22 protein-coding genes are annotated in these 24,272 nt (G+C 34.9%); 15 read left to right on the top strand and 7 right to left on the bottom strand.

Going from position 1 to position 24,272, the window contains the following annotated elements:
* The first annotated feature begins 89 nt into the window (after positions 1-89).
* Positions 90-782, top strand: a complete 693-nt coding sequence (prfH, locus tag B8977_RS11305) for a peptide chain release factor H (protein ID WP_084017827.1) — start codon at positions 90-92, stop codon at positions 780-782.
* A 5-nt stretch (positions 783-787) separates the two neighbouring features.
* Entirely contained in the window at positions 788-1,285 is a 498-nt protein-coding gene (locus B8977_RS11300; RefSeq protein ID WP_084017826.1) for a tetratricopeptide repeat protein, read from the top strand.
* 34 nt (positions 1,286-1,319) lie between these two features.
* On the opposite strand, the gene B8977_RS11295 is transcribed toward B8977_RS11300, so the two are convergent.
* From B8977_RS11295 to B8977_RS11285, 3 genes are all read right to left on the bottom strand, one after another.
* Positions 1,320-1,580: a hypothetical protein gene (locus B8977_RS11295; RefSeq protein WP_084017825.1), complete on the bottom strand. Its 261-nt coding sequence runs from the start codon at positions 1,578-1,580 to the stop codon at positions 1,320-1,322.
* A gap of 147 nt (positions 1,581-1,727) precedes the next feature.
* Positions 1,728-2,534, bottom strand: a complete 807-nt coding sequence (locus tag B8977_RS11290) for an enoyl-ACP reductase FabI (protein ID WP_084017824.1) — start codon at positions 2,532-2,534, stop codon at positions 1,728-1,730.
* Positions 2,535-2,601: 67 nt separating this feature from the next.
* A complete protein-coding gene (locus B8977_RS11285) occupies positions 2,602-3,015 on the bottom strand; it encodes a hypothetical protein (RefSeq protein WP_084017823.1) in 414 nt (137 codons plus the stop codon).
* 25 nt (positions 3,016-3,040) lie between these two features.
* Here B8977_RS11285 and B8977_RS11280 point away from each other — a divergent pair, with 25 nt between their 5' ends.
* The 10 genes from B8977_RS11280 (at position 3,041) to B8977_RS11235 (ending at position 14,888) form a co-directional block, all read left to right on the top strand.
* Complete coding sequence (locus tag B8977_RS11280) at positions 3,041-3,559, top strand: class I SAM-dependent methyltransferase (protein ID WP_084017883.1); 519 nt, start codon at positions 3,041-3,043, stop codon at positions 3,557-3,559.
* Between the two features lie 51 nt (positions 3,560-3,610).
* Positions 3,611-4,471, top strand: coding sequence for a glycosyltransferase family 2 protein (locus B8977_RS11275; RefSeq protein ID WP_159447489.1), 861 nt, complete (start codon positions 3,611-3,613; stop codon positions 4,469-4,471).
* A gap of 55 nt (positions 4,472-4,526) precedes the next feature.
* A complete protein-coding gene (locus B8977_RS11270; protein WP_084017821.1) occupies positions 4,527-5,330 on the top strand; it encodes a hypothetical protein in 804 nt (267 codons plus the stop codon).
* Positions 5,327-6,127, top strand: a complete 801-nt coding sequence (locus tag B8977_RS11265) for a hypothetical protein (RefSeq protein ID WP_084017820.1) — start codon at positions 5,327-5,329, stop codon at positions 6,125-6,127. The genes B8977_RS11270 and B8977_RS11265 overlap by 4 nt, the downstream gene beginning before the upstream one ends.
* Before the next feature lie 41 nt (positions 6,128-6,168).
* Positions 6,169-9,873: a TraB/GumN family protein gene (locus B8977_RS11260; RefSeq protein WP_084017819.1), complete on the top strand. Its 3,705-nt coding sequence runs from the start codon at positions 6,169-6,171 to the stop codon at positions 9,871-9,873.
* 79 nt (positions 9,874-9,952) lie between these two features.
* Positions 9,953-10,732 (top strand): HipA family kinase, encoded by a 780-nt coding sequence (locus tag B8977_RS11255; RefSeq protein WP_084017818.1) that lies wholly within the window; start codon positions 9,953-9,955, stop codon positions 10,730-10,732.
* Positions 10,710-11,093, top strand: coding sequence for a DUF3037 domain-containing protein (locus tag B8977_RS11250; protein ID WP_084017817.1), 384 nt, complete (start codon positions 10,710-10,712; stop codon positions 11,091-11,093). The genes B8977_RS11255 and B8977_RS11250 overlap by 23 nt, the downstream gene beginning before the upstream one ends.
* A 259-nt stretch (positions 11,094-11,352) precedes the next feature.
* Positions 11,353-12,048 carry an outer membrane beta-barrel protein gene (locus B8977_RS11245; RefSeq protein ID WP_084017816.1) on the top strand — a complete coding sequence of 232 codons (696 nt, stop codon included), beginning with the start codon at positions 11,353-11,355 and terminating at the stop codon, positions 12,046-12,048.
* Between the two features lie 189 nt (positions 12,049-12,237).
* Positions 12,238-14,238: a tetratricopeptide repeat-containing sensor histidine kinase gene (locus tag B8977_RS11240; RefSeq protein WP_084017815.1), complete on the top strand. Its 2,001-nt coding sequence runs from the start codon at positions 12,238-12,240 to the stop codon at positions 14,236-14,238.
* 11 nt (positions 14,239-14,249) lie between these two features.
* Positions 14,250-14,888, top strand: a complete 639-nt coding sequence (locus B8977_RS11235) for a response regulator transcription factor (protein ID WP_084017814.1) — start codon at positions 14,250-14,252, stop codon at positions 14,886-14,888.
* Positions 14,889-14,904: 16 nt separating this feature from the next.
* Here B8977_RS11235 and B8977_RS11230 read toward each other — a convergent pair whose 3' ends face one another.
* Both B8977_RS11230 and B8977_RS11225 read right to left on the bottom strand, forming a co-directional pair.
* Positions 14,905-15,615, bottom strand: coding sequence for a class I SAM-dependent methyltransferase (locus tag B8977_RS11230; RefSeq protein WP_084017813.1), 711 nt, complete (start codon positions 15,613-15,615; stop codon positions 14,905-14,907).
* A 27-nt stretch (positions 15,616-15,642) separates the two neighbouring features.
* Positions 15,643-15,972 carry a hypothetical protein gene (locus B8977_RS11225; RefSeq protein WP_084017812.1) on the bottom strand — a complete coding sequence of 110 codons (330 nt, stop codon included), beginning with the start codon at positions 15,970-15,972 and terminating at the stop codon, positions 15,643-15,645.
* A 145-nt stretch (positions 15,973-16,117) separates the two neighbouring features.
* Between B8977_RS11225 and lpdA the strand changes: the two genes are divergently transcribed.
* Entirely contained in the window at positions 16,118-17,509 is a 1,392-nt protein-coding gene (gene lpdA, locus B8977_RS11220; RefSeq protein ID WP_084017882.1) for a dihydrolipoyl dehydrogenase, read from the top strand.
* Positions 17,510-17,583: 74 nt separating this feature from the next.
* Here the strand turns inward: lpdA and B8977_RS11215 are convergent, their stop codons facing one another.
* Positions 17,584-20,859 carry a S8 family serine peptidase gene (locus B8977_RS11215; protein ID WP_084017811.1) on the bottom strand — a complete coding sequence of 1,092 codons (3,276 nt, stop codon included), beginning with the start codon at positions 20,857-20,859 and terminating at the stop codon, positions 17,584-17,586.
* A gap of 113 nt (positions 20,860-20,972) precedes the next feature.
* Between B8977_RS11215 and B8977_RS11210 the strand changes: the two genes are divergently transcribed.
* Entirely contained in the window at positions 20,973-22,334 is a 1,362-nt protein-coding gene (locus tag B8977_RS11210) for a pyridoxal-phosphate dependent enzyme (RefSeq protein ID WP_084017810.1), read from the top strand.
* A gap of 76 nt (positions 22,335-22,410) precedes the next feature.
* On the opposite strand, the gene B8977_RS11205 is transcribed toward B8977_RS11210, so the two are convergent.
* Positions 22,411-22,878 (bottom strand): META domain-containing protein, encoded by a 468-nt coding sequence (locus B8977_RS11205; RefSeq protein WP_084017809.1) that lies wholly within the window; start codon positions 22,876-22,878, stop codon positions 22,411-22,413.
* Positions 22,879-23,020: 142 nt separating this feature from the next.
* Between B8977_RS11205 and dnaN the strand changes: the two genes are divergently transcribed.
* On the top strand, positions 23,021-24,139 hold the full coding sequence (gene dnaN / locus B8977_RS11200; RefSeq protein ID WP_084017808.1) for a DNA polymerase III subunit beta: 1,119 nt from the start codon (positions 23,021-23,023) through the stop codon (positions 24,137-24,139).
* Positions 24,140-24,272 lie beyond the last annotated feature (133 nt).

Here is a 24,272-nt window from a genome sequence, read left to right as displayed (position 1 = left end):
TGACATTCCGACGAATGAGGAATCTATTATATCTCAAGATTCCTCATTACGTTACACTTCTTTCGAAATGACAAAAACAAATTAAAAAAATGAAGAAAATTATACAAATAACCGCAGGCCGCGGACCCGAAGAATGCACTTGGGTGGTGGCCCAGGTTTTGAAAACTTTGCTCGATGAAGCGCAACAATTAGGGCTCAACCCGATTGTGCTTCATCGCGAAACGGGAAATATCAACGGAACAGTACTTTCTGCGACGGTGATGGTCGAAGGGAAAAATTCATCCGAATTTGTGAAATCCTGGAAAGGAACAATTCTTTGGATAGGACAAAGCCAGTTCAGGAAAATGCACAAAAGAAAAAATTGGTTCATCGGCATTTTTGAATTGAACAATTTTGTTCCGACCAAATTCAATGAAAAAGAAATTGAATATCAAGCGATGCGAAGTTCCGGTGCTGGCGGACAAAATGTAAATAAAGTCAATACAGCAATCCGCGCAACACACAAACCCACCGGAATCGCAGTGGTATCTATGGACAGCCGTTCCCAGCATCAGAACAAAAAACTGGCAACTGAAAGGTTACTTGAAAAATTAAATGAGGAAAACCTGAAATCATTTCAGCAGCAAATTCAAAATGAGTGGCAGAATCAAACAGAAGTTCAGCGCGGAAGTCCAACCCGAATTTTCAGAGGTTCCGATTTTAAAAATCAAAAAACAGAAAAGAATTTCAAATCTGCAAGACAAAAATTGAAACGGGATTTGGGTAAAAACTTAAATGAATAAAAAAAATGAAAACATTAGATAAATACTTGTTCAGCGCGTTGGACAATTATCCTTATAATTTATTGGAAACAATCGAATCTTTGGAATATGCGCTTTCTTACAACGATAAGAATACAATGGCTTTGTGCTTGATGGGAAGGGTTTATGCGGAACAATTGATGGATTATGAAACTGCAAAAGATTATTTCTCGGAAGCAATTTCACACAATATCCATGCTTTGGAAATTTATCCGAATTACATCGAAACTTTGATTTTGAATGAAGATTTCGATGAAGCGGAAAAATTGATTGAATTTGCGTTAACCATCAAAGGAATCAATAAAATTGAAATTCTTTTGAAAAAAGTTTTAATGCTTGAAATCAAAAAGGAATTCTCGAAAGCAAAATTGGTTTTGAAAGAAATCAAATCCATTATTTGTACTTCCAATTATGATGCTCAAATTAAAGAATTCAAGGAAAGAATTAATTCAAAAACAAAAGGAAATAAAAAAGGTCAGAAATAATTCTGACCTTTTTTTAATCGTATAATTTCAAGTATTAATTACAAGGCAATGCCTCTAATTGTGACTGATATACACTTGAACCTGGACAACTAGCATCAATAGCGGCTTTTAAAGCATCTCTAAAAGCTATACAATTTGCATCCGAATCGTTTGCTGAATAAGCTGCTCCGGTATCCATAATTTTTTGTGCTTGATTATAACAATCTAAGGCAGTTCCTTTATCATCATCACTTGAACAACCTACGAAAGCCATAGAACCCGCTACTGCTAATAAAATAAATGTTAATTTCTTCATGTTAATTAAATTTGAGTTTTAAAATAAGGTTGCAAAACTAACATTATTTTATAATTTTCCTAATAATTATTTAACATTTATTTAAGTTAAACAAAAAAGTCAGTTTCTTTTCAGAAACTGACTTATGCATTTTAATCTAATGTTTAATTAAATAAATCTTTCGGCTACTTTTTCAGAAACCCCTGTGTTGTTATATCCACCATCATTGTAAAGATTTTGCATCGTTACTTTTTTGGTCAAATCAGAGAACATTGCAACGATGTAATTTGCACAATCTTCTGCAGTTGCATTTCCAAGCGGCGACATTTCGTCTGCAAACTTCATAAATCCACCGAAACCTTTCACGCCTTGTCCCGCAGTGGTAGGTGTTGGAGATTGAGAGATTGTATTAACACGAACATTTTTTTCTTTGCCCCAAAAATATCCGAAACTTCTTGTGATAGACTCCAAGTAGGCCTTGTTGTCTGCCATATCATTGTAATCAGGAAAAGTTCTTTGCGCCGCAATGTAAGTCAACGCCAAAATGCTCCCCCACTCTTTCATCGCATCTTTATCCCAAGCGGTTTTCATCACTTTATGAAATGATACTGCCGAAATATCCCATCCTTTCGTCAGGAAGTTATAGTCCATATCGGTATAGTGTTTTCCTTTTCTCACGTTGATGCTCATCCCGATGGAATGAAGTACGAAGTCAATTTTACCGAATTTTTCAATCGCTCTGTCAAACAAATTGGAAAGATCTTCCATCGAAGTAGCATCTGCACCGACAACTTCAGACCCTGTTTTTTCTGCCAATCCGTTCAATTCGCCCATTCTGAGCGCAACCGGTGCATTGGTTAAAATAAATTCAGCTCCTTCTTCGTGGCATTTTTCTGCTGCCTTCCAAGCGATGGAATTTGCATCCAATGCTCCGAAAATAATCCCTTTCTTTCCTTTGAGTAATCCGTACGACATATTGTTTGTTTTTAAATCAAATTCAAAAATACATTTTTTTGTTGGATGTTGGAAGTAGAAGCTTTTTTTACAGCTTATTAAATTTATTTTCTAATTCCGGATGGTTGAACAAATGCGAATAAATTTCCATTTTTTCTGAATTGAACAAACAAATTTCTCCCAAAAATAAATGTGTGAAATGTTTCGATTCCAAGTCCAGAATTCCAAATGATTTTTCTTTTTCGTCCAGCAAAATAATTCCTTTTCGCATTTGCGAAGCAGCATTAAGTCTATAATTTACCAAATCATTTTCGTAGATGTCACGGTGAAATTTATCCTGAATTCCCACGAATTTATCTATTTGGCTGTAATTGGGTTTTCCGCGCATCCACCAAAGCGGTTCGCGTCCTTTGAAAAGCAGTCCGTCTTCGGTTTCTTCGGCATAACCGATGATTCGTGAATTAAGTCTGAGTCGGTATTTGTTTTTTTGGTCAATCATCATGGTAAAAATCGTTAATTTTGGCGAGATGTATAAAGTAATTCCAAAAAAACGTTATCAACACACGCTGGAACTCGTTGATAAATTCATTTCAAAAGATGAAAAAATTCTTGATTTGGGTGTGGAAAATCCACTTTCTAATTTAATACGGGAAAATGGGTTTCAAGTCATTAACACAAAAGGCGAAGATTTAGATGATGAATTTGAACATTTGAATTCTGTGGACGCAGATGTGATTACGGCTTTTGAAATTTTGGAACATTTCTTAAATCCTTATTCGATTCTGAAAAATTTACCCGGGAAAAAATTATTGATTACCGTTCCGTTGCAGCTTTGGTTTGCTAAACCTTACCGAAACATGAACGACATTCGCGATTGGCATTACCATGAATTTGTGGATTGGCAGCTTGATAGACTGATTGAAAAAGCTGGTTGGGAAATTAAATTCAGAAAAAAATGGACACATCCAAGCGGAAAAATTGGAATCAGACCTTTGCTCAGAAGAATTACACCTAGATATTATGCAGTTTATGCTGAAAGAAATTAAACTGAAATGAAAAGCATTCCATCTGACATTAATAAAAGGAAACATCTTCAGATGAAATATTGTATTATCATTCCTACCCGAAATGAAGAAAAATTCATCGGACAAACTTTGCAATCCATTGTAGGACAAAGCTTTTTACCGTCGGAAGTAATTATAGTAAATGATAATTCAACCGATAAAACTGCTGAAATTGTAAATGAATTTTCTCTGAAATTTCCATTCATGAAAATCATTCATTCCGGAAATCAAGAAAATAAACACGAGCCGGGAAGCAAAATCATCGAAGCATTTTATAAAGGTTTTGATGAATTAAAATCCAATTGGGATGTAGTTACAAAGTTGGATGCCGATGTAATTCTTCCTTCAGATTACTTCGAAAAAATTATTCTTTCATTTGAAATCAATCCTAAAATCGGAATTGCAGGCGGGTTGGTTTATATCAATAAAAATGAGGAATGGATCTATGAAAAAATTTCCAACAAAAAACACGTTCGCGGCGCGATTAAATCTTATTCAAGAGCATGTTTTATCAAAATGGGCGGCGTAAAAAAATCAATCGGTTGGGATACGGTTGATGAATTGTTGGCGCAGTTTTATGGATTTGAAATTGCTGTTTTCTCTGATTTAAAAGTAAAATTACTCAAACCAACAGGCAACGATTACAAAAAAATACATGGTCAAAAAACGGGTTCCGGCTTCTATAAGATGGACTATGGTTGGCTCATTAGTTTGATTGCAGCACTCAAAGCATCTTGGAATTCTAAGAATCCAAATTTGTTCTTTTCCATTTCAAAAGGCTATTGGAATTCAGCGTTAAAACATGATAATAAAATAGTTACAAAAGAAGAAGGCAAATTCATACGAACTTATCGTTGGAAGAAAATTCTTAACAGATTTGTAAATCATAGCTAAGTTTTTGTTAAAGCAAAATTTTGCATATACTAAATGTATTTCTTTGTCGTTAAATATGTCGAGACACATTCTCATATTAGTAGTTTTTTTTAGCTTTTTGGGTATTGTTCTCGCTCAAGATAAAATCATAACGATTCAAGTCATTATTGATGACGAGCAAGAAGAATACCCGGGAAGCGTCTACATCACAAACTCACGCACAAACAACATCTCGACTACCGGTACCGATGGCATTGTTTCTTTGGCAGTACAGCTAGGAGATGAATTGGTTTTTAATTCTGATTTTTATGAATTCCGAAGGTTGTTCGTCACAGAAAAATTGATGGAAAATCCTGTAATCAATGTCCATCTAAATACTAAAGCAATTCTTTTGGACGAAGCCAAAATCAGCGATTTTAAATTGACTGGAAATTTGGCGAGAGATGCCAAAAATGCAAAATTTGTCGATTCTGCGGCTTTGGTTTATGCGAATTTGGGAATTAAAGAAAAAGATGTTCCTAAACCGAATCCTGCCGGACGAAGAATTCCAAAATTCAAAATAATTGATGTCGCAACGCTCAATGTCACTAAAATTATTGGTGAACTAAACGGCTATAACGAAAGACAAAGAAAAACACATGCTTATGAAGACAAACAAAAAATTCTCAATAAAATCAGGGACATTTGGCAAGATGATTTTTATGTAAATGATTTGAAAATTCCGAAGGAAAAAATAGATGAATTTGTTTTTTTCACTTACGAATCGACTGATATTTACACAAAAATTAAACAAAAAGATTTGCTTACGGCAGAGAAATTGATGAATGAACAAAGTAAAATTTATGTTGAAAGATTAAATCAATCTGCAGAAAATCCATGAGAAAATTCCTTTATTTCATACTATTTTTATCAATTCCTATCGGAATTTTCGCGCAGGAAAAATTAATCATCGGGCGCATCATCATTGATTTAGATGATTCGTCACCGGAAGGGATTTACATTACCAATTCACGTACAAAATTTACGTCTATTACAGACATCACCGGAAGTTTTGCTATCCATGCCGCTGCCGGAGACAGTTTGCTGATTCGTTCTGCATTTTATGAATCAAGAAGATTTTATATGAAAGAATCTTTGCTCAACAATGAGTTGCTCACGATTCACCTCAACATGCAGCCTATTGCGCTTGACGAAGCTGTCATCACCACAAAACTCACGGGAATTTTAGAAAAAGATGCCAAATATTCCAGTAAACATGATCCCGTTGCTGAATTGTACAAAGAAATGGGTATCAATCCTGATATCAAACCGCGAAGAGATGCTACTGATTTCACGATGTGGAAAGATGTTTCACCGCTTCATTTGAACGTTGAAAAGTTAGCTGATGTGATTTCAGGTAATCTGCGCAGAAGACAAAATCTTTTTGCTTATGAAGACAAAGAATCTGTTCTGACTGAGATCCGAGAATATTTTGGAGATGATTATTTTACCCAAGATTTAGACATTCCGCAGGAGAAAATCCGTGAATTTATATTTTTCGCTTACGAAACAACATTTATTTCACAACACCATAAAGTGAATAATTATTTCAAAATCATGGAAGAATTGATGAAAGTAAAATCCATTTATCTGAATCGTTTGAGTTCTCAAAATCAAATCAAAACCGATAACGAGTAATCCGTTCAAATCCATTATATTCGTAACGATATAGAATTTGAATGAAAAAGTCATTAGCTGCCCTTATTTGTTTATTGGTTTTAAACCTGAGTTTTGCACAAGAAAAAAAATACCCGAGTTTACTTTGGGAAATTTCAAAAGACAACAACAAACCTTCGTATCTATACGGAACGATGCATGTGAGCGAAAGAATTGCTTTCCATCTTTCCGATGTTTTCTTCGAAAAATTACTTTCTACCGATAAAGTTGCACTCGAAAGCAATCCTGAAACCTGGTTGGATGAATTACAAAATTCGCCCGGCGACATGGTAATGGGCATGAATCCTTATGGTCAATACCAGTTTTACAAATCATTTCAACGTTCACCTTTGAAAAATGAATTGTTGAAACAATCTTTTATGTTCAATGATTTTATGTTAAATGGAATCCTATACAGAACTAACGATAGTTTTAATGATTATCAGGAAGATACCTATCTCGATATGTTTATTTACCAAGTCGGAAAAAGAACCAATCGTACCATTGTCAATCTTGAGGAATACAAAGAATCTCGTCAATTGGTAGAAAAAGCATTTCTGTCAAATTCCCGATTTGACCCGCCGGCTTGGGCAAAAAAAATGTCGAAGGACAAACCTATGAATATTTTGATGGAAGACGCTTACCGCGAAAAAAATCTGGACATGATTGATTCTATCAACCGAGGAATGAATTCTCCTGATTACAACAAATTCATGTTGTTTGAGCGAAATGGAAACATGGTAAAACGCATGGATTCCATTTTCAAAAAAGGAGAAACACTTTTCATCGGAATTGGTGCTGCACACTTGCCCGGACATGATGGTGTCATCGAAATGTTGCGTGAAAAAGGCTATACCGTAAAACCCGTTTCGGGCGATTATACCATAAAAGGACGTGGACAAAAAGACAAGCTTGACCATGCGTTTCAATATTTCAATTATACAAATCAGACGACTTCAGATGGCATTCTTACATTAGCCGCTCCTTCAAAATTGTATGAATTTGAATTCCCGGGAATGAGCATGGCAGCCTCTCCTGATTTGAAAAATGGTGCTTATGTAAATGTCATTCGTTTAAAAAATTATGATTTCCTCCGAAAAAATAATTACACTTCTTCCCTTACCAAAATTGACAGTTTGTTATACGAATACATTCCGGGCAACATTACCAAAAAAGAGAAAATAAAAATCAATGGATTCGATGCTTTTGACATCAGCAATAAAACCAAAGAAGGTGATTCCCAGCGTTATTGGATCATTTCTACACCGCTAGAATATTTGATTATTTCAGTGTTAGGTAAATCTGAATTTGTAGAAAATCAAAGCAAAAACATGCTTGCTTCAATCAAAATAAAAAATACCGGCAATAATTGGGAAAAAGTTTCACCGATTCAGGGTGGTTATTCGGTTCAGGTTCCCTCCTACCACAACATAGTTGCCAATGACAAATTTGGCTCGCTCATGGGAAATCCTGAAATTCTTGCCCATGACAAAACAGATGGATCTTATTATTTTGTGATTGAAAAAACTTTGAATGACATTGAATATTTGGAAGAAACAGAATTTGAATTGAAAAGAATTCAATATGAATTTTATAAAAAATTAAAAATTGATTCGACTAACGGAAAGTTTAGCCAAAATCCTTTGACTTATACTTCACAGTCGAAATTAAACGACAATAAAACGATTCGTTTGAAGTCGGTGATACATGGTTCGCATTATTATTTGTTGGGAACTGTTTCAAATGAAACGAAAACAAAACAGTTTTTTGACAGTTTCAAATTGGAAAATTTCAATTACTACAGAGAACCGAAAATGTACAAAGACACCATTCTGAATTATACCGTAAAAACCCAAATAGATCCGGGTTCGAGTGAAATCGATTATGAATATTATTACAAAAACCATCTGTATAATTCAGATAAAAATCATTTCGAAGGAAGCAATAAATCGCGTACGATAAGTTCAGAATCCAAGCAAAATATTATAGTAAATTATAGAAAATTTCCGCGTTACGGACATTATGAAACCATTGATTCACTTTGGAATACTATTGTAAAAAACAATAGAATTGATTTTGAATTTGAAGCATTTAATAAGAAAACATATAAAAACGATGATGGGAAAGACGTGATGGATGTCTATTTTAAAAAACCTGAATCTGCACAAATCGTAAAAACACGTTACATCGCCAGCGATTTAGGTTATCATTCGATTAAAACATTGGTTGACAATGATTACAAAGGAAATGATCCTTATATCGAAAGATTTTTCAATGATTTCACGCCATCGGATTCCGTAAATGGAATTTCAATTTTTGAACAAAAAACAAATCTTTTCCTAAATGATATTGAAAGCGAAGAAGACAGCATCCGCAGTTCAGCTTTGAAATCTGTGCATTACATAAAATTCAAAGATGAAGATTTCCCTGCCTTGTCAAAATTGATTGAAAATTTTGAATTTGAAGAAGACGAATCTTATTATAAAAATAGTTTGATTGCCAAAATCGGCGAATTAAATCATCCCCAGACCAATCAATTTCTGATCAATTATTATCATAAAAACTCAGGCGATAGCAATTTACAATTGGGTGTGATCGAAGCTTTTACCAAAAAGAAAAACAAACAAGATTACAAAACAATTCTCAAGTTGATGGATGAGGATTTACCGTTGCCGAGTAGTTCACACGACCTTTTTGGGACTTTTGGTTCCATGGCGGCAGATCCGGAAAACAGTGCAAAAATAATTGGAGATTTATTGAAATACCGTTCCATTCCGGAATACCAAAACCACATCATTTCATTGACTGCGTATCTTATGGAAAGTGGAAAGCTGGCACCGAGAAAAATCCGTCCGTACAGAAAAGACATTTTGACTTTGGCAAAATTAGAATTGAAAAGAACGACAAGTAACTGGATGGATTCCAAACGTTCGCAAACTGATTATTACGAATACACGACGCCTACTGATATCAGTTTACTAAAAAGTTACATCACTCTTTTACAACCATTTTCGCACGAAAAAGAAAATCAAGAATTCTTCCAGAAAGTTGAAAAATTGGACATTCCCGAACTTCTATTATTTACTTTAGACCAAAAATTAGAAGCTGATGACAACGTTTCAGATCAGTTAATTAAGAAAATTTCGAAAGAAAAAAATTCACAATGGGAATTGTATGAAATCTTGAAAAGAAACAACAAACTCGATAAATTCCCCAAAGAAATCAGCAAAGAACACCTTGCGCTTTCTGTCTTAATCGGAGAAAATGGTCAAATCAATGAAAAAGAAGATTCAATCAAATTCCTGACTACTAAAAACGCAGCTTACAAAAATAAATCTTACGAAATTTATTTCTTCAAGATCAAAACAAAAAATATTTACACCGGTATCGACATGACTGAAGTCGGTTATACAGCTTTTGAATTGGACAAAGACAATACATTTAAAATCAGCACAAAAAAAGAAAAAGAAAAAGAAACTAACCTCATTTTGGAAGAAGTTTATGAAACCGCCGAAGTAGCTGTAGAAGTCACTGAAATTGCGGTTGAAGCGGGCGTACAATACGATGAAAACGAAGATGATTCTGTATTTTCGCATTCCGGAATTGAGTACATCGATGATGAATATCTGGAAGAAACGTACAAAAGTGAAATCGACCGCGTACTTTTCCACAACAAAAAACGTGTTTCTTTTGAAAGCGATTATTATGGAGGATATTTAGGTTATTAAATTATTCTGAATTCTGATTTTTTTGTAACTTATACTTTATTGAAAAAAAACTTAAAACTTTTGCCTTTTTACTTAGACAATGAATTTACGTACTGCAAATCTCACCCGTTACATTTTGCCGCTCCGAGAAGGTGGTTCGCTTCCTGCATTGGCAGAGGCTTGTGACGGATTCAAATATGTCGTCAAATTCAAAGGTTCAGGGCACAGGGAAAAATCTGTGATAGCCGAACTTTTGGGTGGTGAAATCGCTCGCAAATTAGGATTTCTCGTTCCGGAATTAGTTTTCCTCAATGTAGATGAAGCTTTCGGAAGAACCGAAGCAGATGAAGAAATCCAGGATTTACTACAGGCAAGCCAAGGAACGAATTTGGGTTTACATTTCCTTTCGGGTGCAATTAATTATGACCCAAACGTGATGAAAGTTGATTCCGAATTGGCTTCCAAAATTATTTGGCTCGATGCTTTCATTACCAATGTGGACCGCACTTTCCGAAATACCAATATGCTGATGTGGCACAAAGAATTGTGGCTCATAGACCACGGTTCCAGTTTTTATTTCCACCACAGTTGGGACAATTGGGAAGCGCAGGCAAAAAGTCCTTTCAATTTCATCAAAGACCATGTTTTGTTGCCATTTGCCAATGATTTGGATAAAGTCAGTGAAGAATTAAATTCGAAAATTGATGAGAAATTCATTCAGGATTTGGTAAAATTGATTCCTGACGAATGGCTCAATTTCGACTACGATTTATCGCCCGATGATTTGCGAAAAGTCTATGCGCAATTCATGTTGACACGAAAAGAAAATTCAGAAATATTCATAAAAGAAGCTCAAAATGCAAGACAAAATCTTATATGAATACGCCGTAATCAGGATTTTCCCAAAAGTAGAAAGGGAAGAATTCATCAACGCCGGAATTATGATTTTTTCCAAAGGCGCAAAAAAACTCTTGATCAAAACGCATTTCAACGAGAAAAAATTCCGTGCGTATGAATCTGAATTAGATGAAGAGCAAGTAAAACTCAATTTGAAATCATTTGAAATGATTGCCACTTGCGATGAAAATGGGGGTCCGATTTCGCTGATGGATATGCCTTCACGCTTCCGCTGGCTCACGGCGGTAAGGAGTTCAAGCATTCAGACTTCTCGTCCACACCCTGGGTTTGCAGATGATTTGCAAGAAACTTTGGAAAGGTTGTTTGAGGAATTGGTTTTGTAATTTTTTCTAAACTTATGTACAACAAATTCGCTCGATCAATTAAATAACCACACTTATTTAATTCAAATTTTACTTTTCAAAAATTCCAATGCCTCTTTTGGAATACTTCTTTGTATTTAAATTATTGGAACAATTCATTTATAACTTAATTCTCTTTTTTCTTAAAATTTAGGGTTAACCCCTATATGAAGTACGTGTATCCTAATGATTTTTGCATTGGAAATAATTCCAATTAAAATTAAAAAAAATCATTAAAAAAATGAAAAAACTACTATTTGCTTTAACGATTGCATTGAGCTCAACGACTTTTTCTCAGAATATTAAAGATGCGGTCGTGCAAGAAGGTACCGAAATGTCACAAAACTTAGCCGCTGAAGGTGGTCAAAAACTTATAGATGCTTTAGGTGATGCAACATTTGGGGTGAGAGCTTTTGGATTGGTAAATTCTTCTTCATTAGGAAATTTTAGTGATGTTAAAGACTTGGGAAAGCATGGCTTTAGTATAGGTCTCGCTGCAAAAGTAGATATATCAGAAGATTTCTTTGTTACACCCGAATTGTATTACAGCCATACAGGATTTGATGAATTGAGCTTACCTATTTTGTTTGGGTACAGCATTGTACAAGATAAATTAGACATCATTGCAGGACCTAATTTAATGTACACATTCTCAAAAGACTCTAAAGGAGACTTACAAAATATTGGGGAAGGTGCAATGGCTGGACAAATTGACTACCAAGGCATTTTATCAACTTTTGAATTTGGTTATATGGCTGGTTTACAATATCATTTGGGTAATTTTATGATTTCGGCACGTTACCAAGGAGGTTTCTCAGGAAAAGTTGTACAATACGCAAGCCAGGGAACAGGTGTTGATTTCAAACAATCGAACGAGGAAAAAATAAAAACTTCTTATGTTTCCTTAGGAATTGGATTCAACTTTGGAAGTAAATAATAATTTCCCTTCAAATCAATAAAAACAGAATACTCCTTAATTTATCCGGGAAATCCATTTACAATTAATTCTTTACTTACACTCATTTAATATGTGGATTTCTCCGGATAAATTAAAATGTCTTACAGGCTATAAGAACTAAATTTAAATATATTTATGTTTGCTGTACTAAACTAAATAAAAACACAGATGAGGCTCTACAACTCAATTTCTTTTATTTTCATATCAATATTATTAATTTTTTCTTGTCAAGAAAATTCGCCAAAAAGTGAAAATAAAATCACTCCAATAGAAAGTGATTATAGTTATTTGACTGACTATAAATGGCTAAGTAATATTAAAAATTTTGAAGATGAGAATTATCAGAAAAAATTCAAACAACATTTTGAGCAGAGTATAGAAGAAAATAAGTTTGAAGATGCCGCTGCTTATTTGATAACTTATGGAGAAGTCCTTGATTTTAAGTTTGTTCATGACAGCATATATATGCAAAATAGCATTGAATTTTACACAAAAAATAAACACAATATTTCAAAAAATGCTCAAAGTAGCTTATCTTACTACATAGGAACCCAATATTTTAGAGCCCTTGACTTAGTCAAAAGTAATATATGGCTAAAAAAATGCGTGGAAATAATTCCGGAAAATAATTCTCAGAAAAAAATTCAAGGTTTTGCTCATTTTTCCATTGGGCAAAATTACTCGAGAATGGGTAAGTTAGAATTAGCTGAGAAGCATTTAGTCAATGCGCTGAATATTTTTGAAGAAGTGCAAGATTTGACAAATCAAGGAACCGTATATCTGTTAATGCATAGTTTATATACGCAAAACAATGCTTATAACGAAGCTGAGAAATTTCTAAAAAAAGCAATAAGTATTTTTGAAAAAGATAAAAATGATTTTTTGGCTTTTGCAGCTCATGTTTCTTACGTTCATTTTTATATTGAACAAGGTGATACGCTCACAACCATAAAACAAATTGATAAGCTATCAGAATTTGCTAAAACTTATAAGGATATAACAGACTATGACAAGGGGCTTTTAAATCAATTTAATGCCTTTAAATTTATTGCTAAAAAAGATGAAGATAGCGCTTCATATTATTTACAGGTTGCCAGAGAAATTGCTGAAAGAAACGTTGATCCAGATCTTGATATGCGCAATTTCTTTCAGGAAATTTTATTTTCCAAAGCGTTTGACAAGCCTTTGGAAGATGTAGAACAAGCGGAAGCTTTTTATAAAGAATTAGCTAAAGACAAAGAGCACAACAGACAGTTTATGGAGCAAATTGCCGATGTATTGTTTAAATTTTATCAACAAAAAGGTGAGCATTACAAAGCCAATCAATATGCAATTTTTCTAATCGAAGATGCAAATAAACAAACCGAAGAACGTGCTAAAGGATACTTGTTTGAGCTGGAAAGAAAATTTGAAACAGAGCAAAAAGAAAAAACAATATTACTTCAGGAAAAGAAACTGACAGACAAGAATAAAATCATTCTATCTATGGTCATTATCACCATTTTTATTGTATTGATTTCGATTCTCGCATTTGTCTGGAGCAAAAACAAAAGCATCATCAAAGAGAAAAAAATAACGGAGAATTACGCATCACAATTATTACAAAAAACAGAAGATGAACGAAAGAGAATTGCTTCCGATTTACATGACAGCGTGAGCAATGAGCTCGTAAACCTCAGACACGCCATCGACAATAACAATATCCAACTGAAAGATAAAATAGATTTTATATTGGAAGAAGTGAGGAATGTCAGCAGAAACATAAGCCCTATTTTATTTGATAAAATCGGATTGAAATCAAGCGTAGAGCAACTAACAGAACGAATTCAAAATCAACATTATTTTTTCATCAGTTCAGAAATTGACTACAAAGGAGAATTGGGAAATGACAAGGAATTACAATTGTACAGAATCATTCAGGAAGCCATTACCAATATTTTAAAACACGCAGATGCAATAGCTGGAAAAGTAACGGTAACTGAAGATTCCAATTTTGTAAATGTTGAAATCAAAGACAATGGCAAAGGATTTAATGTCGATAAAATGATTGAAAAAGGAAATTGTTTTGGGTTATTAAACATCACTGAAAGAACTAAATTTTTAAATGGGACTGTCAATTTTCACTCTGACAACAAAGGAACCATCATTAAAATATCAATACCAAAATAAAAAAAATACACATGCATTTTATAATCGCTGACGACCACCCACTTTCTCTTCTTGGCACTCAGGTATTAGTTGACAGTTTAGGTCATGTGGTTTTAGGAACTTATAAAGATGGTCAATCAGCTTGGAATTCAATTAAAATTTTAAAACCTGATTTTGTAATTCTCGACATTTCTATGCCGGAAATGAGCGGTTTAGAGATTTCAGAAAAAATCAGAGTTCATCAATTGCCAACCAAAATAATTCTGCTGACTTCGCACAAAGAAAAAAGTATTTTCCAAAAAGCAGAAGAATTGCAAATCAATGCGTATCTGCTCAAACAATATGCTTTGGATGAATTGAGAGACTGCATCAAACATTTATCGACCCATGAAAAATATTTCAGCCGAAAATTAAATTTCGATTTGGAAAAAGATGTAAATTATCTGAAAGGAGAAGTGATGGAACAATTGAGCTTCTCGGAACGAAAGGTATTTGAATTCATCATCGAACAAAAAACCACCAAAGAAATTGCAGCTTTATTATTCTTATCCGAAAAAACAATAGAAGCCCACAGAGCCGCAATCATTCGAAAATTAGGTTTGGAACCACAGAAAAATGCTTTACTCAAATTCGCAGTTCAATTTAAAGATGCCTCTCATCCTTTATCTTAAGAATCTTAAATGAAAATCATTTCTTTATTCCCGAAATCCCACTCGCACAACCGAAGAAATATGAATTATAATTAACTTTGAGATTTTCTTTTTCAAAAATTTCAATAACTCTTTTCGCATTCTGAAATTTCTCAGTATAAATCCACAGCATTTTATAATCATGTGGATTTCCTAAAAACAACTTTCCTAACATCGGAATGATTTTCCCGATGTATAAGCTGTAAAAGAAATGCAGTTTTTTTTGTTCAGGTTTAGAAACTTCTACAAAAGAAAATTGTCCCCCTTGTTTTAAAATCCTGGTTACTACTTTAGCGATTTGTTCCAACTGTATTTCATTGAAAGTTTTCAATCCATACGCACACGTAATGACATCAAATTGATTAGAATCTAAGTCAGATTCCAAAAGATTTTGATTAAAAACTATAAATTGATTATTAAACTTTTCAACATTCTTTTTCTTGCTTTTTTCAATCATTTCATCTGAAAAATCAAGCGCATAAAATTCAGCGTTGGGAAACCTTTTCCTTAAATAATTCCAATTTTCACCAAGTCCCGATAACAAATCAATGACTTTTATTCTATCATCAGTTGCAGGAATTTTTTGGATGAATTGTTTACGCCAGCGAATCGAAAAACCAAATGAAGTGATGTAATTCATCCTTTCATATGATGCCGACATTTGGTCAAATAATTTCTTCACAAATTCCGGCTCGTAAATATCCTTCATCTATTTTTTATAATCTATTTTCTGAATTCAAAGATAACTCTCAAACTTAAATTCAGAAAGCGTAAAAGGATCCGCTCCTGCAAACAATTCCTCAATTAACCGAACACACTGATGACGGTTGCAAAAAGTCTGATGCGTGCCATTTTTCGGAATATCCGGAATTTCCACAAGCCACAGAAATTTATTGTATTTACTGAACTGTATGACCGTCCCGGTTTCATTTACAATGCCAAAAGTACTTCCGTCATCTTCAGGCAGTTCCTCAAAGATTTCCAAAGCCTGTTCCAACACAGCCTCCAATGGAAAATCCATCTGCACCTTCATCTGATCACTTATATTTTCAAAAAATAATTTCATTCTCTATTTGATAATTTTAGATTAAAACATCCCACACCCAATATCCAGCATCCATCCTAACATTTATATCAAAAATATAAAATTCCTCAATATGGATAAAATTCCTTCAATAATTCTTAATTTAGCCGACAAAATAAGTTTAAGAATGAAATTCGACATAGCAGTAATCGGAAGCGGACCTGGCGGATACGTTGCAGCAATTCGTGCAGCACAGTTAGGCAAAAAAGTAGCCATCATTGAAAAAGCAGAATTAGGCGGTATCTGTCTCAACTGGGGATGTATTCCTACAAAAGCGCTTTTGAAAAGTGCACAAGTGTTCAAATATCTAAATCACGCAGAAGATTTCGGGATCAATAAACCAGAAAACATCACTTACGAATTCGGAAACATCGTAAAAAGAAGTCGTGGCGTTGCTGACAACATGAGCAAAGGCGTTCAGTTTCTGATGAAAAAAAATAAAATCGAAGTCATCAAAGGCGAGGCAAAAGTGCTTCCCGGCAAAAAAATAATGGTAAAAGGAGAAGACGGCGTTTCCAACGAAGTTTCTGCTGAACATATCATCATTGCTACCGGTGGCCGTTCCAGAGAATTGCCAAGCCTGCCGCAAGATGGTAAAAAAGTTATCGGTTACCGCGGTGCATTGAGCTTGGAAAGCCAGCCAAAAAGCATGATTGTAGTAGGAAGCGGTGCCATCGGAGTAGAATTCGCACACTTCTACCATACTTTGGGGGTTGATGTCACCATCGTTGAGTTCCTGCCGAGAATCGTTCCGGTTGAAGACGAAGATATTTCTAAGCAATTGGAAAAATCTTTCAAGAAAAACGGAATCAAAATCATGACCAATGCCGAAGTTACCTCAGTTGACACTTCAGGAGAAGGTGTGAAAGCTACCGTAAAAACAAAAGGTGGCGAAGAAATCCTTCAGGCGGATATCGTTCTTTCAGCCGTTGGAGTTACTGCCAACATCGAAAACATCGGATTAGAAGAAGTAGGCATCCAGACTGAAAGAGGAAAAATCAAAATCAACGATTTCTGTCAGACCAATGTTGCCGGATATTATGCAATTGGTGACGTCGTTCACGGGCAAGACTTGGCGCACTTAGCATCTGCTCAGGCAATCCTTTGCGTAGAAAAAATCGCCGGGATGAACGTTGAAGCCATCGATTTCAACAACGTTCCGGGCTGTACATATTGTTCACCTGAAATCGCCTCGGTTGGTTTTACAGAGGCAAAAGCAAAAGAAGCAGGGTACGAAGTGAAAGTAGGTAAGTTCCCATTCTCTGCAAACGGAAAAGCAGTAGCAAACGGAGGCGCAGACGGATTTGTAAAAGTAATTTTCGATGCCAAATACGGCGAATGGTTAGGTTGCCACCTCATCGGTGACGGTGTGACTGAAATGATTTCAGAAGCAGTCGTAGCACGTAAATTGGAAACCACAGCACACGAAATCATGAAATCCATCCACCCGCACCCGACCATGTCAGAAGCTATCATGGAGGCGGTAGAAGACGCATACGGACACTCCATCCACATTTAAAATTCATTTAATTTGATATAAAAAGCAGGAACTTATAATTCCTGCTTTTTCATTTGAACTTGTTTTCTTTAAAATTATTTTAAGATAATTTTTCTATTAATTATCTCACCGTTCTGAGTCTGAACTTTTATAATCAAAACTCCTTTTGATGCAGATTTGATTTGGTAAGAGTTTGCATTTACCTTATTGTTGGTGTGAATATTTCTTCCTGATAAATCATACAATTCTACTGAAAGGATTTTTTCATTTTTAGATTCAACTACAATATTCTGATGGTTTTTGTAAATCTGAACAGAAGCTTCTGTTAAATTACCTGTTCCCATTACTTCATCTGGTTGGTAAATGATTTCGAATCTTTTGTTGGATTCACCAGCAATTGATTCAAAATTATAATCAGATTCCATTAAATTATGTGTGATATTTAAATCCTTATCTTTCAAATAAACGTTTACTTCTCCTTCTGCAAAAAATCCGTCGAAGTTTGAAAGTGAAATATTAAATTTACCGGCCTGGGCAGCTGTAAATCCTAGTGCCACAACATCTGATGTTTCAAATGGCAATGCACGTCCCTGGATGACAAATTTCTCTTCTGAAATGATGCTGTATAATGCTGAACCTTCATATCCGAATTGTTTCCCATCGATTTGATTGTCAATTCCCTGAGTTGCTCCGTTCATGTAACCAACCAAAATGTTGTTGAAATTTTGGTTTAACTCATCGTTCAGACTTAACCAGAATCTGTGTTTCTCAACTGTATTTTCTTTGAAGAAAATTGTTGCGTCAGATACCCTCATCTCATTGTTAAATGTAACCGATGCTGAGCTTGACTCTATCAAAAATCCTTGACCTACACTGATGAAATTGCTCGGTGTCTGGCTTCCGCCTCCCGCAGGACTTCCTCCAAGAGTGGTATAAGTCGCGTAGTTCATACCAGCCTGACCCGTGTTGTTCCAGAAATATAAGGTTGAAACAGTTGTGTTTTCTGCCATGAATAATTCTGCATCGATGTTAGATGGATAAGGGTTACCTACAGAGGTGTATTTAGTAGGATAAACAGGTAAAGTTACATTTCCATTGAATGGAACTCCTACGAATTCTCCTGCATAAGGTGCCGGTGTTGTCCCCCAAGTATTTGGTGCGCGGAATAAATATCCTTTACCGTTTTCAAAGTTGGCAGTAACATCTGGCACTACTACATATCCTCCGTTTGTTGCTTCAGTTGCAGTTGTAGTTTCGTAAGTGTAGATACGGTTTGGCAATGTCTGTGGAGAGAAATCCTGTAGGTGATGACCTGTAACAGGTGATGACCACAATGTATAATCTAATCGGACCATGTCTTGACTTTCACGTTGTACAGTAATTTCACCAATATTTCCCACATTTTCATTTTGGATTAAATTTCCTCCGCTTGCTACTACAAAATCTTCTGGTGATGCTTTATTGATTATTCTGCCATTTACTGTAAAATTAAATCCTGAAGGAATCTCTAAGCTTCCGTTTGTTGTTACTTCCAATTCACAAGCTTCAAAATTTGATTCAAGAGTTAATCCTCCATCGATAATTGCTTTTTTGTTTAAATCAGGGCTACCATTGCTCCAAGTTGAACCATTCCAAATTGTTGATGAAGGACAAAAAACAGCTCCTGAAATCACTATAGCAAAGACTTGTGAGCCATTTTGTAAATTTCCTTTATGAGAAACTGATATTTCATAATTCAATCCTTCAATAGAATTGTCAATGACAATTTGCTCAACGTTATCAACCACATTATCTCCTCTGGTTGCTGCTGCAGAAGGATTATTCACATCTAATTTCCACGGTTGATACTCAACCAATCCATCAGAAATTCTCAGATCTAAATCATTGATTAGTTTTGCAGTACGGTCATTGTGCCCTGCTCCAACTGTCGCTGCAGGATCCAACCAAACGATCGTAACCTTCAACGGTTCGTTTTCAATTCCTCTTACAGAAAAATTGTAAGTTTGTCCATTATTTAAAGTTTGATTTTGTAAAATCGAAGTTTCGTCTTTACCTATAATTAATTCTGCAGCTTTTGCAGAATCCATCAACCCCCATCCAAATTTATAATCAGGCCCGGGAGCATCTCCCGTTTCATTTGCCGTATGAATTACCAAAGCTTTTGTCAAATCAGAACGAAGATTACTACCATACTTCTCTTCATATAATTGTTGTAGCAAAACAATATTTCCGGTCACAGCCGGAGAAGAAAAAGAGGTTCCGTTAAAACTTCCATATTGGTTATCAGAACCTGAATTTGCTGTGTAAACATTTACTCCTACTGCTACAATGTCCGGTTTGATACGCCCATCGTCAGCCGGACCAAAACTTGAATCACTTGCTATCAAAACATCTGATGGCTGTATATAACGGCCTGTTAAAGGTTGAACAGAACCTACTGTAATGATATTTTTAGCAAGTGAACTTGTTGGTATGCAATCGAATCCCGTTTGACCACAATCTTTTGGACGGGCTACATTATAAAATTTTACCAATTGAAAATTAGAATCATACGACCAATGCTCAGCCAAAGTTCCTTCTGGTCCTTCCCCCCTGTCATTACTTGCAGATTTTACGATTGTATGCTGCGGAGCATTGTAAGCAATATTATCAAAGTCGCTATCAGCTTGTCCATAATAACCAAAATTATAACCCTCGGTTGCAGAATAAATACTTTCATTTCCATACCAATACCATTGAGAATTATTAGTATTAAAATACCAGCCTGCTAAAGTTCCATAAGAGTGATTTGAAATCATATAATCTGCATTACCCGGATTTGAAGATTCTGTTGACATTTCTCCAATGTTACCTGCTGTAGTATAATTATTCAATGTTGCTTCATAAGCCATTCCACGACTTGTATTACCTCCGGAAATCCCATTACCGGAACCTATTAAAACTCCTGCAACACCGGTGGCGTGTGAAGCAACAGTTCCTGATTGAACATTGATTATGCGATTCACAAAATCATTGTGCGATATCCAGGCATTATTTATCTCCCACATAAATATTTTCATTCCATTTCCGGTAACTTGTACGCCAGGAATAGAATTATTATATAAAAAATCTGTATTGGTTGCAATCGCCTGACGGGAATCATTGGTGTGATAAAAGAGCGGTGCTCCTAAAGAATATCCTGCAAAATAATCTGCCAAATCATGATTTTGATCTTTTTCGAAATTATAATTCTGATTAAATTCTGCAAGTTCCTTTTGATGTTTCAAATTAAATTCAGAAGAAATTCTTTCTAAAGCAGATGAATTTATATTTTCTTGAGCAATTATTAAAATACTCAAATTCAACACTAAAAGAGTAAATTTTAATTTCATAGGATTAACTTTTGGACGCTACAAATTTATTAAAATTTAACCTCAAATTAAATTAATAATTATTTATGAATCAAAGAAAAATGAATGTGTAATTTTGCAGACAAATCGAAACGATGAAATATTGCAATAACATACTTGAAACTATTGGAAATACGCCACTTGTAAAACTTAATAAAGTAACTTCAGAAATAGACGCATTGGTTTTGGCAAAAGTTGAAACTTTCAATCCTGGTAATTCCGTAAAAGACAGAATGGCAGTAAAAATGATCGAAGATGCAGAAGCAGACGGAAGACTGAAACCAGCCGGAACGATTATCGAAGGTACTTCAGGAAACACAGGAATGGGTCTGGCTTTAGGTGCAATCATCAAAGGATATAAATTAATTTGTGTGATTTCCGACAAACAATCCAAAGAAAAAATGGACATCCTGCGTGCTGTGGGTGCGAAAGTTGTCGTTTGTCCGACAGATGTTGAGCCAGATGATCCGCGATCTTATTATTCAGTTTCCAAAAGATTGGCAGAGGAAACTCCCAATTCATGGTATGTAAACCAATATGACAACCCTTCAAATGCCATCGCACATTATGAGCAGACCGGACCCGAAATCTGGGAACAAACGGACGGGAAAATTACGCATTTTGTTGTAGGAGTTGGAACCGGAGGAACGATTTCCGGTGTGGCTAAATATTTAAAAGAGAAAAATCCAAACATCAAAATCTGGGGTGTAGATACTTATGGGTCCGTTTTCAAAAAATACCACGAAACAGGAATTTTTGACGAAAATGAAATTTATCCATATATCACAGAAGGAATCGGCGAAGATATTTTACCTAAAAATGTTGATTTTTCTTTAATCGACGGATTCACTAAAGTTACTGATAAGGACGCCGCAGTTTATACAAGAAAAATCGCAAAAGAAGAAGGAATTTTTGTGGGAAATTCTGCAGGTTCGGCCATCAAAGGTGTTTTACAATTGAAAGAACATTTCAAACCAGACGATGTCGTTGTGGTTCTTTTTCATGACCATGGAAGCCGTTATGTAGGGAAAATGTTCAATGATGACTGGATGCGCGAACGTGGATTTCTGGAAGAAGAAATCAAAACTGCTGCAGATTTAATCAGAGAACACATTCATCAGCCATTGGTAACGGTTCGTACTGAAGAATTGGTTTCACACGCAATTGATAGGATGAAAAAATTTGATATTTCTCAAATTCCGGTGGTGGATAATGAAGGTTTTGCAGGTTCTTTGGACGAATCAAATTTGTTCAGATTGTTTTTTGAAGACAAAGATTTGGCAAACCGTTCTGTAAAATCTGTGATGGGAAATCCGTATCCGATCGTAAAGGAAAAAACGCCGGTTGAGCAGATTTCAAAATTGATCGATAAGGAAAATTCTGCCGTTTTGGTAGAATTGGAAAATGGTAAGAATCAAATCATTACAAGACACGATATCATCAGGGCAATTCAGTAAATTCTGAATTTGATTTCAATATAAAAACCTCAAAAGCATTCAACTCTTTTGAGGTTTATTTTTTATAATGTTTTAATTAATCTTTTGCTCTTACAAAACTCAACGTCACAATATCGCCTGTGATAAGCACAAGCTTCTTCTCGTCATCAATAACATCAAATTTATTGACGGATTTCAATGCATTCAAAAATACCTTTTCATCAAGACCTTCGCAAAACATACGTGTTGCTCCAAATTTTTCGGTATCAAATTGAATGGAATGATTACTTGAAATCGAATATCCTCCGTTGATGTTATTACAGCCATTATTACCTGCAACTTTGGTATCATCTACAAAATTTAAATAAGGCTTTTGGATTTTATAAAGCTGTTTAATGTCTTTTCCATCAACAGGTGAAATATATTCCAAAGTCCATTTCCCCTGTAAACCAGATGTTTCAAAAAAAGTGGCAGGTGGAGGTGCTTTGATTTCAGTTACTTGATTCGTTTTACAAGAAACAAGTAAAATTAAAATTGCTAATGACAAGATAAATTTGATTTTCATGTGGGGATTTTAATTAATTACCCAATAAAATCACAAAATCAATACCAATAGTACATTTTGTTAATTATTTTTTTACTTAATCATTTTAATTCAACCTAAAAGGATTATTTTTGTTTTCTGTTATAAAAAAGAACAATATTATATGAAATTCATCGTATCAAGCAGCAGTTTGTTAAAGAATGTAAATCTCATCAGCGGAGTTATCAATTCCAACAATACATTACCGATTTTAGATAATTTTTTGTTTGAATTGGAAGAAGGTAAATTAAAAATCACAGGTTCCGATTTGGAAACAACAATTTCTACCACGCTCGAAGTTGAGTCTTCTGATTCTGCACAAATTGCCGTTCCGTCAAAAATTTTGGCAGATACGCTGAAAACTTTTCCTGATCAGCCGTTGACATTCATCCAAAAAGAAGACAATCTTTTGGAAATCGTTTCTGAGCAAGGAAATTACCAAATCGCAATGGAATCAGCTGAGGAATATCCGCACGCTCCTGAAATTCAAGATGCAACGGTTTCTACTTTGCAAGCCGGCGTTTTATCGGAAGCAATTGCAAAAACACTTTTCGCAACTGGAAACGATGAACTTCGTCCGGTGATGACAGGGGTTTTCTTCCAGGCTGGAACAGATAGCTTCAAATTTGTGGCAACTGACGCGCACCGTTTGGTAAAATATACAAGAAAAGATTTGCAGGCAAATGACGCAGCCGAATACATCATGCCGAAAAAACCGTTGAACCTTTTGAAAAATGTTTTGTCGGGGAGCAATGAAGATGTAAACATCGAATACAACCAAACAAACACTAGATTTTCATTTCAGAATATCGTTTTGACTTGTCGTTTGATTGATGGAAAATATCCTAATTACGAAGCCGTTATCCCTAAAGAAAATCCAAATGTATTGACGATTAACCGCAATATGTTTTTGACTTCTTTGAAAAGGGTTGCAATTTTCTCAAACAAAACTACGAATCAGGTTCGTTTGAAATTATCAGGCAGTTCATTGAATATCAATGCAGAAGATTTAGATTTCTCAAGCAAAGCTGAAGAAAGACTTCCTTGCGACTATAACGGGGCGGATATGCAGATTGGATTTAATTCTAAATTTTTGATTGAAGTTTTGAATAATTTACAATCCGACGATATCACTTTGGAAATGTCAGAACCAAGCCGCGCAGGAATCATCAAACCGGTTGACGGATTGGAAGAAGGGGAAGAAATCCTTATGTTGGTAATGCCTGTAATGTTAAATGCTTAATTAAATTACAACCAATAAAATCACATTTCTCCCTCCGCAAAAGGGAGATTTGCTTTTAGTAAAATCCTGAAACTTTTTGGTTTCAATTAATAATTAAAATAAAAATGAAACCGTAAGGTTCCATCTGAATTAT

The sequence above is a fragment of the Moheibacter sediminis genome, from assembly GCF_900176425.1.
Classification (GTDB): Bacteria; Bacteroidota; Bacteroidia; order Flavobacteriales; family Weeksellaceae; genus Moheibacter; species Moheibacter sediminis.
The sequence above is the reverse complement of the archived record's forward strand: the minus strand, read 5'-3'. Positions and strand labels throughout refer to the sequence as shown.

Excerpts from the sequence above, each read along its gene's own strand:
- B8977_RS11230 (WP_084017813.1), bottom strand. The coding sequence starts at position 15,615 with ATGAAGGATATTTACGAGCCGGAATTTGTGAAGAAATTATTTGACCAA.
- B8977_RS11260 (WP_084017819.1), top strand. The coding sequence starts at position 6,169 with ATGAAAAAGTCATTAGCTGCCCTTATTTGTTTATTGGTTTTAAACCTG.
- lpdA (WP_084017882.1), top strand. The coding sequence starts at position 16,118 with ATGAAATTCGACATAGCAGTAATCGGAAGCGGACCTGGCGGATACGTT.
- B8977_RS11270 (WP_084017821.1), top strand. The coding sequence starts at position 4,527 with ATGTCGAGACACATTCTCATATTAGTAGTTTTTTTTAGCTTTTTGGGT.
- B8977_RS11280 (WP_084017883.1), top strand. The coding sequence starts at position 3,041 with ATGTATAAAGTAATTCCAAAAAAACGTTATCAACACACGCTGGAACTC.
- B8977_RS11250 (WP_084017817.1), top strand. The coding sequence starts at position 10,710 with ATGCAAGACAAAATCTTATATGAATACGCCGTAATCAGGATTTTCCCA.
- B8977_RS11285 (WP_084017823.1), bottom strand. The coding sequence starts at position 3,015 with ATGATGATTGACCAAAAAAACAAATACCGACTCAGACTTAATTCACGA.
- B8977_RS11295 (WP_084017825.1), bottom strand. The coding sequence starts at position 1,580 with ATGAAGAAATTAACATTTATTTTATTAGCAGTAGCGGGTTCTATGGCT.
- B8977_RS11205 (WP_084017809.1), bottom strand. The coding sequence starts at position 22,878 with ATGAAAATCAAATTTATCTTGTCATTAGCAATTTTAATTTTACTTGTT.
- B8977_RS11235 (WP_084017814.1), top strand. The coding sequence starts at position 14,250 with ATGCATTTTATAATCGCTGACGACCACCCACTTTCTCTTCTTGGCACT.
- prfH (WP_084017827.1), top strand. The coding sequence starts at position 90 with ATGAAGAAAATTATACAAATAACCGCAGGCCGCGGACCCGAAGAATGC.
- B8977_RS11215 (WP_084017811.1), bottom strand. The coding sequence starts at position 20,859 with ATGAAATTAAAATTTACTCTTTTAGTGTTGAATTTGAGTATTTTAATA.
- B8977_RS11210 (WP_084017810.1), top strand. The coding sequence starts at position 20,973 with ATGAAATATTGCAATAACATACTTGAAACTATTGGAAATACGCCACTT.
- B8977_RS11265 (WP_084017820.1), top strand. The coding sequence starts at position 5,327 with ATGAGAAAATTCCTTTATTTCATACTATTTTTATCAATTCCTATCGGA.
- B8977_RS11240 (WP_084017815.1), top strand. The coding sequence starts at position 12,238 with ATGAGGCTCTACAACTCAATTTCTTTTATTTTCATATCAATATTATTA.
- B8977_RS11300 (WP_084017826.1), top strand. The coding sequence starts at position 788 with ATGAAAACATTAGATAAATACTTGTTCAGCGCGTTGGACAATTATCCT.
- B8977_RS11225 (WP_084017812.1), bottom strand. The coding sequence starts at position 15,972 with ATGAAATTATTTTTTGAAAATATAAGTGATCAGATGAAGGTGCAGATG.
- B8977_RS11290 (WP_084017824.1), bottom strand. The coding sequence starts at position 2,534 with ATGTCGTACGGATTACTCAAAGGAAAGAAAGGGATTATTTTCGGAGCA.
- B8977_RS11255 (WP_084017818.1), top strand. The coding sequence starts at position 9,953 with ATGAATTTACGTACTGCAAATCTCACCCGTTACATTTTGCCGCTCCGA.
- B8977_RS11245 (WP_084017816.1), top strand. The coding sequence starts at position 11,353 with ATGAAAAAACTACTATTTGCTTTAACGATTGCATTGAGCTCAACGACT.
- B8977_RS11275 (WP_159447489.1), top strand. The coding sequence starts at position 3,611 with ATGAAATATTGTATTATCATTCCTACCCGAAATGAAGAAAAATTCATC.
- dnaN (WP_084017808.1), top strand. The coding sequence starts at position 23,021 with ATGAAATTCATCGTATCAAGCAGCAGTTTGTTAAAGAATGTAAATCTC.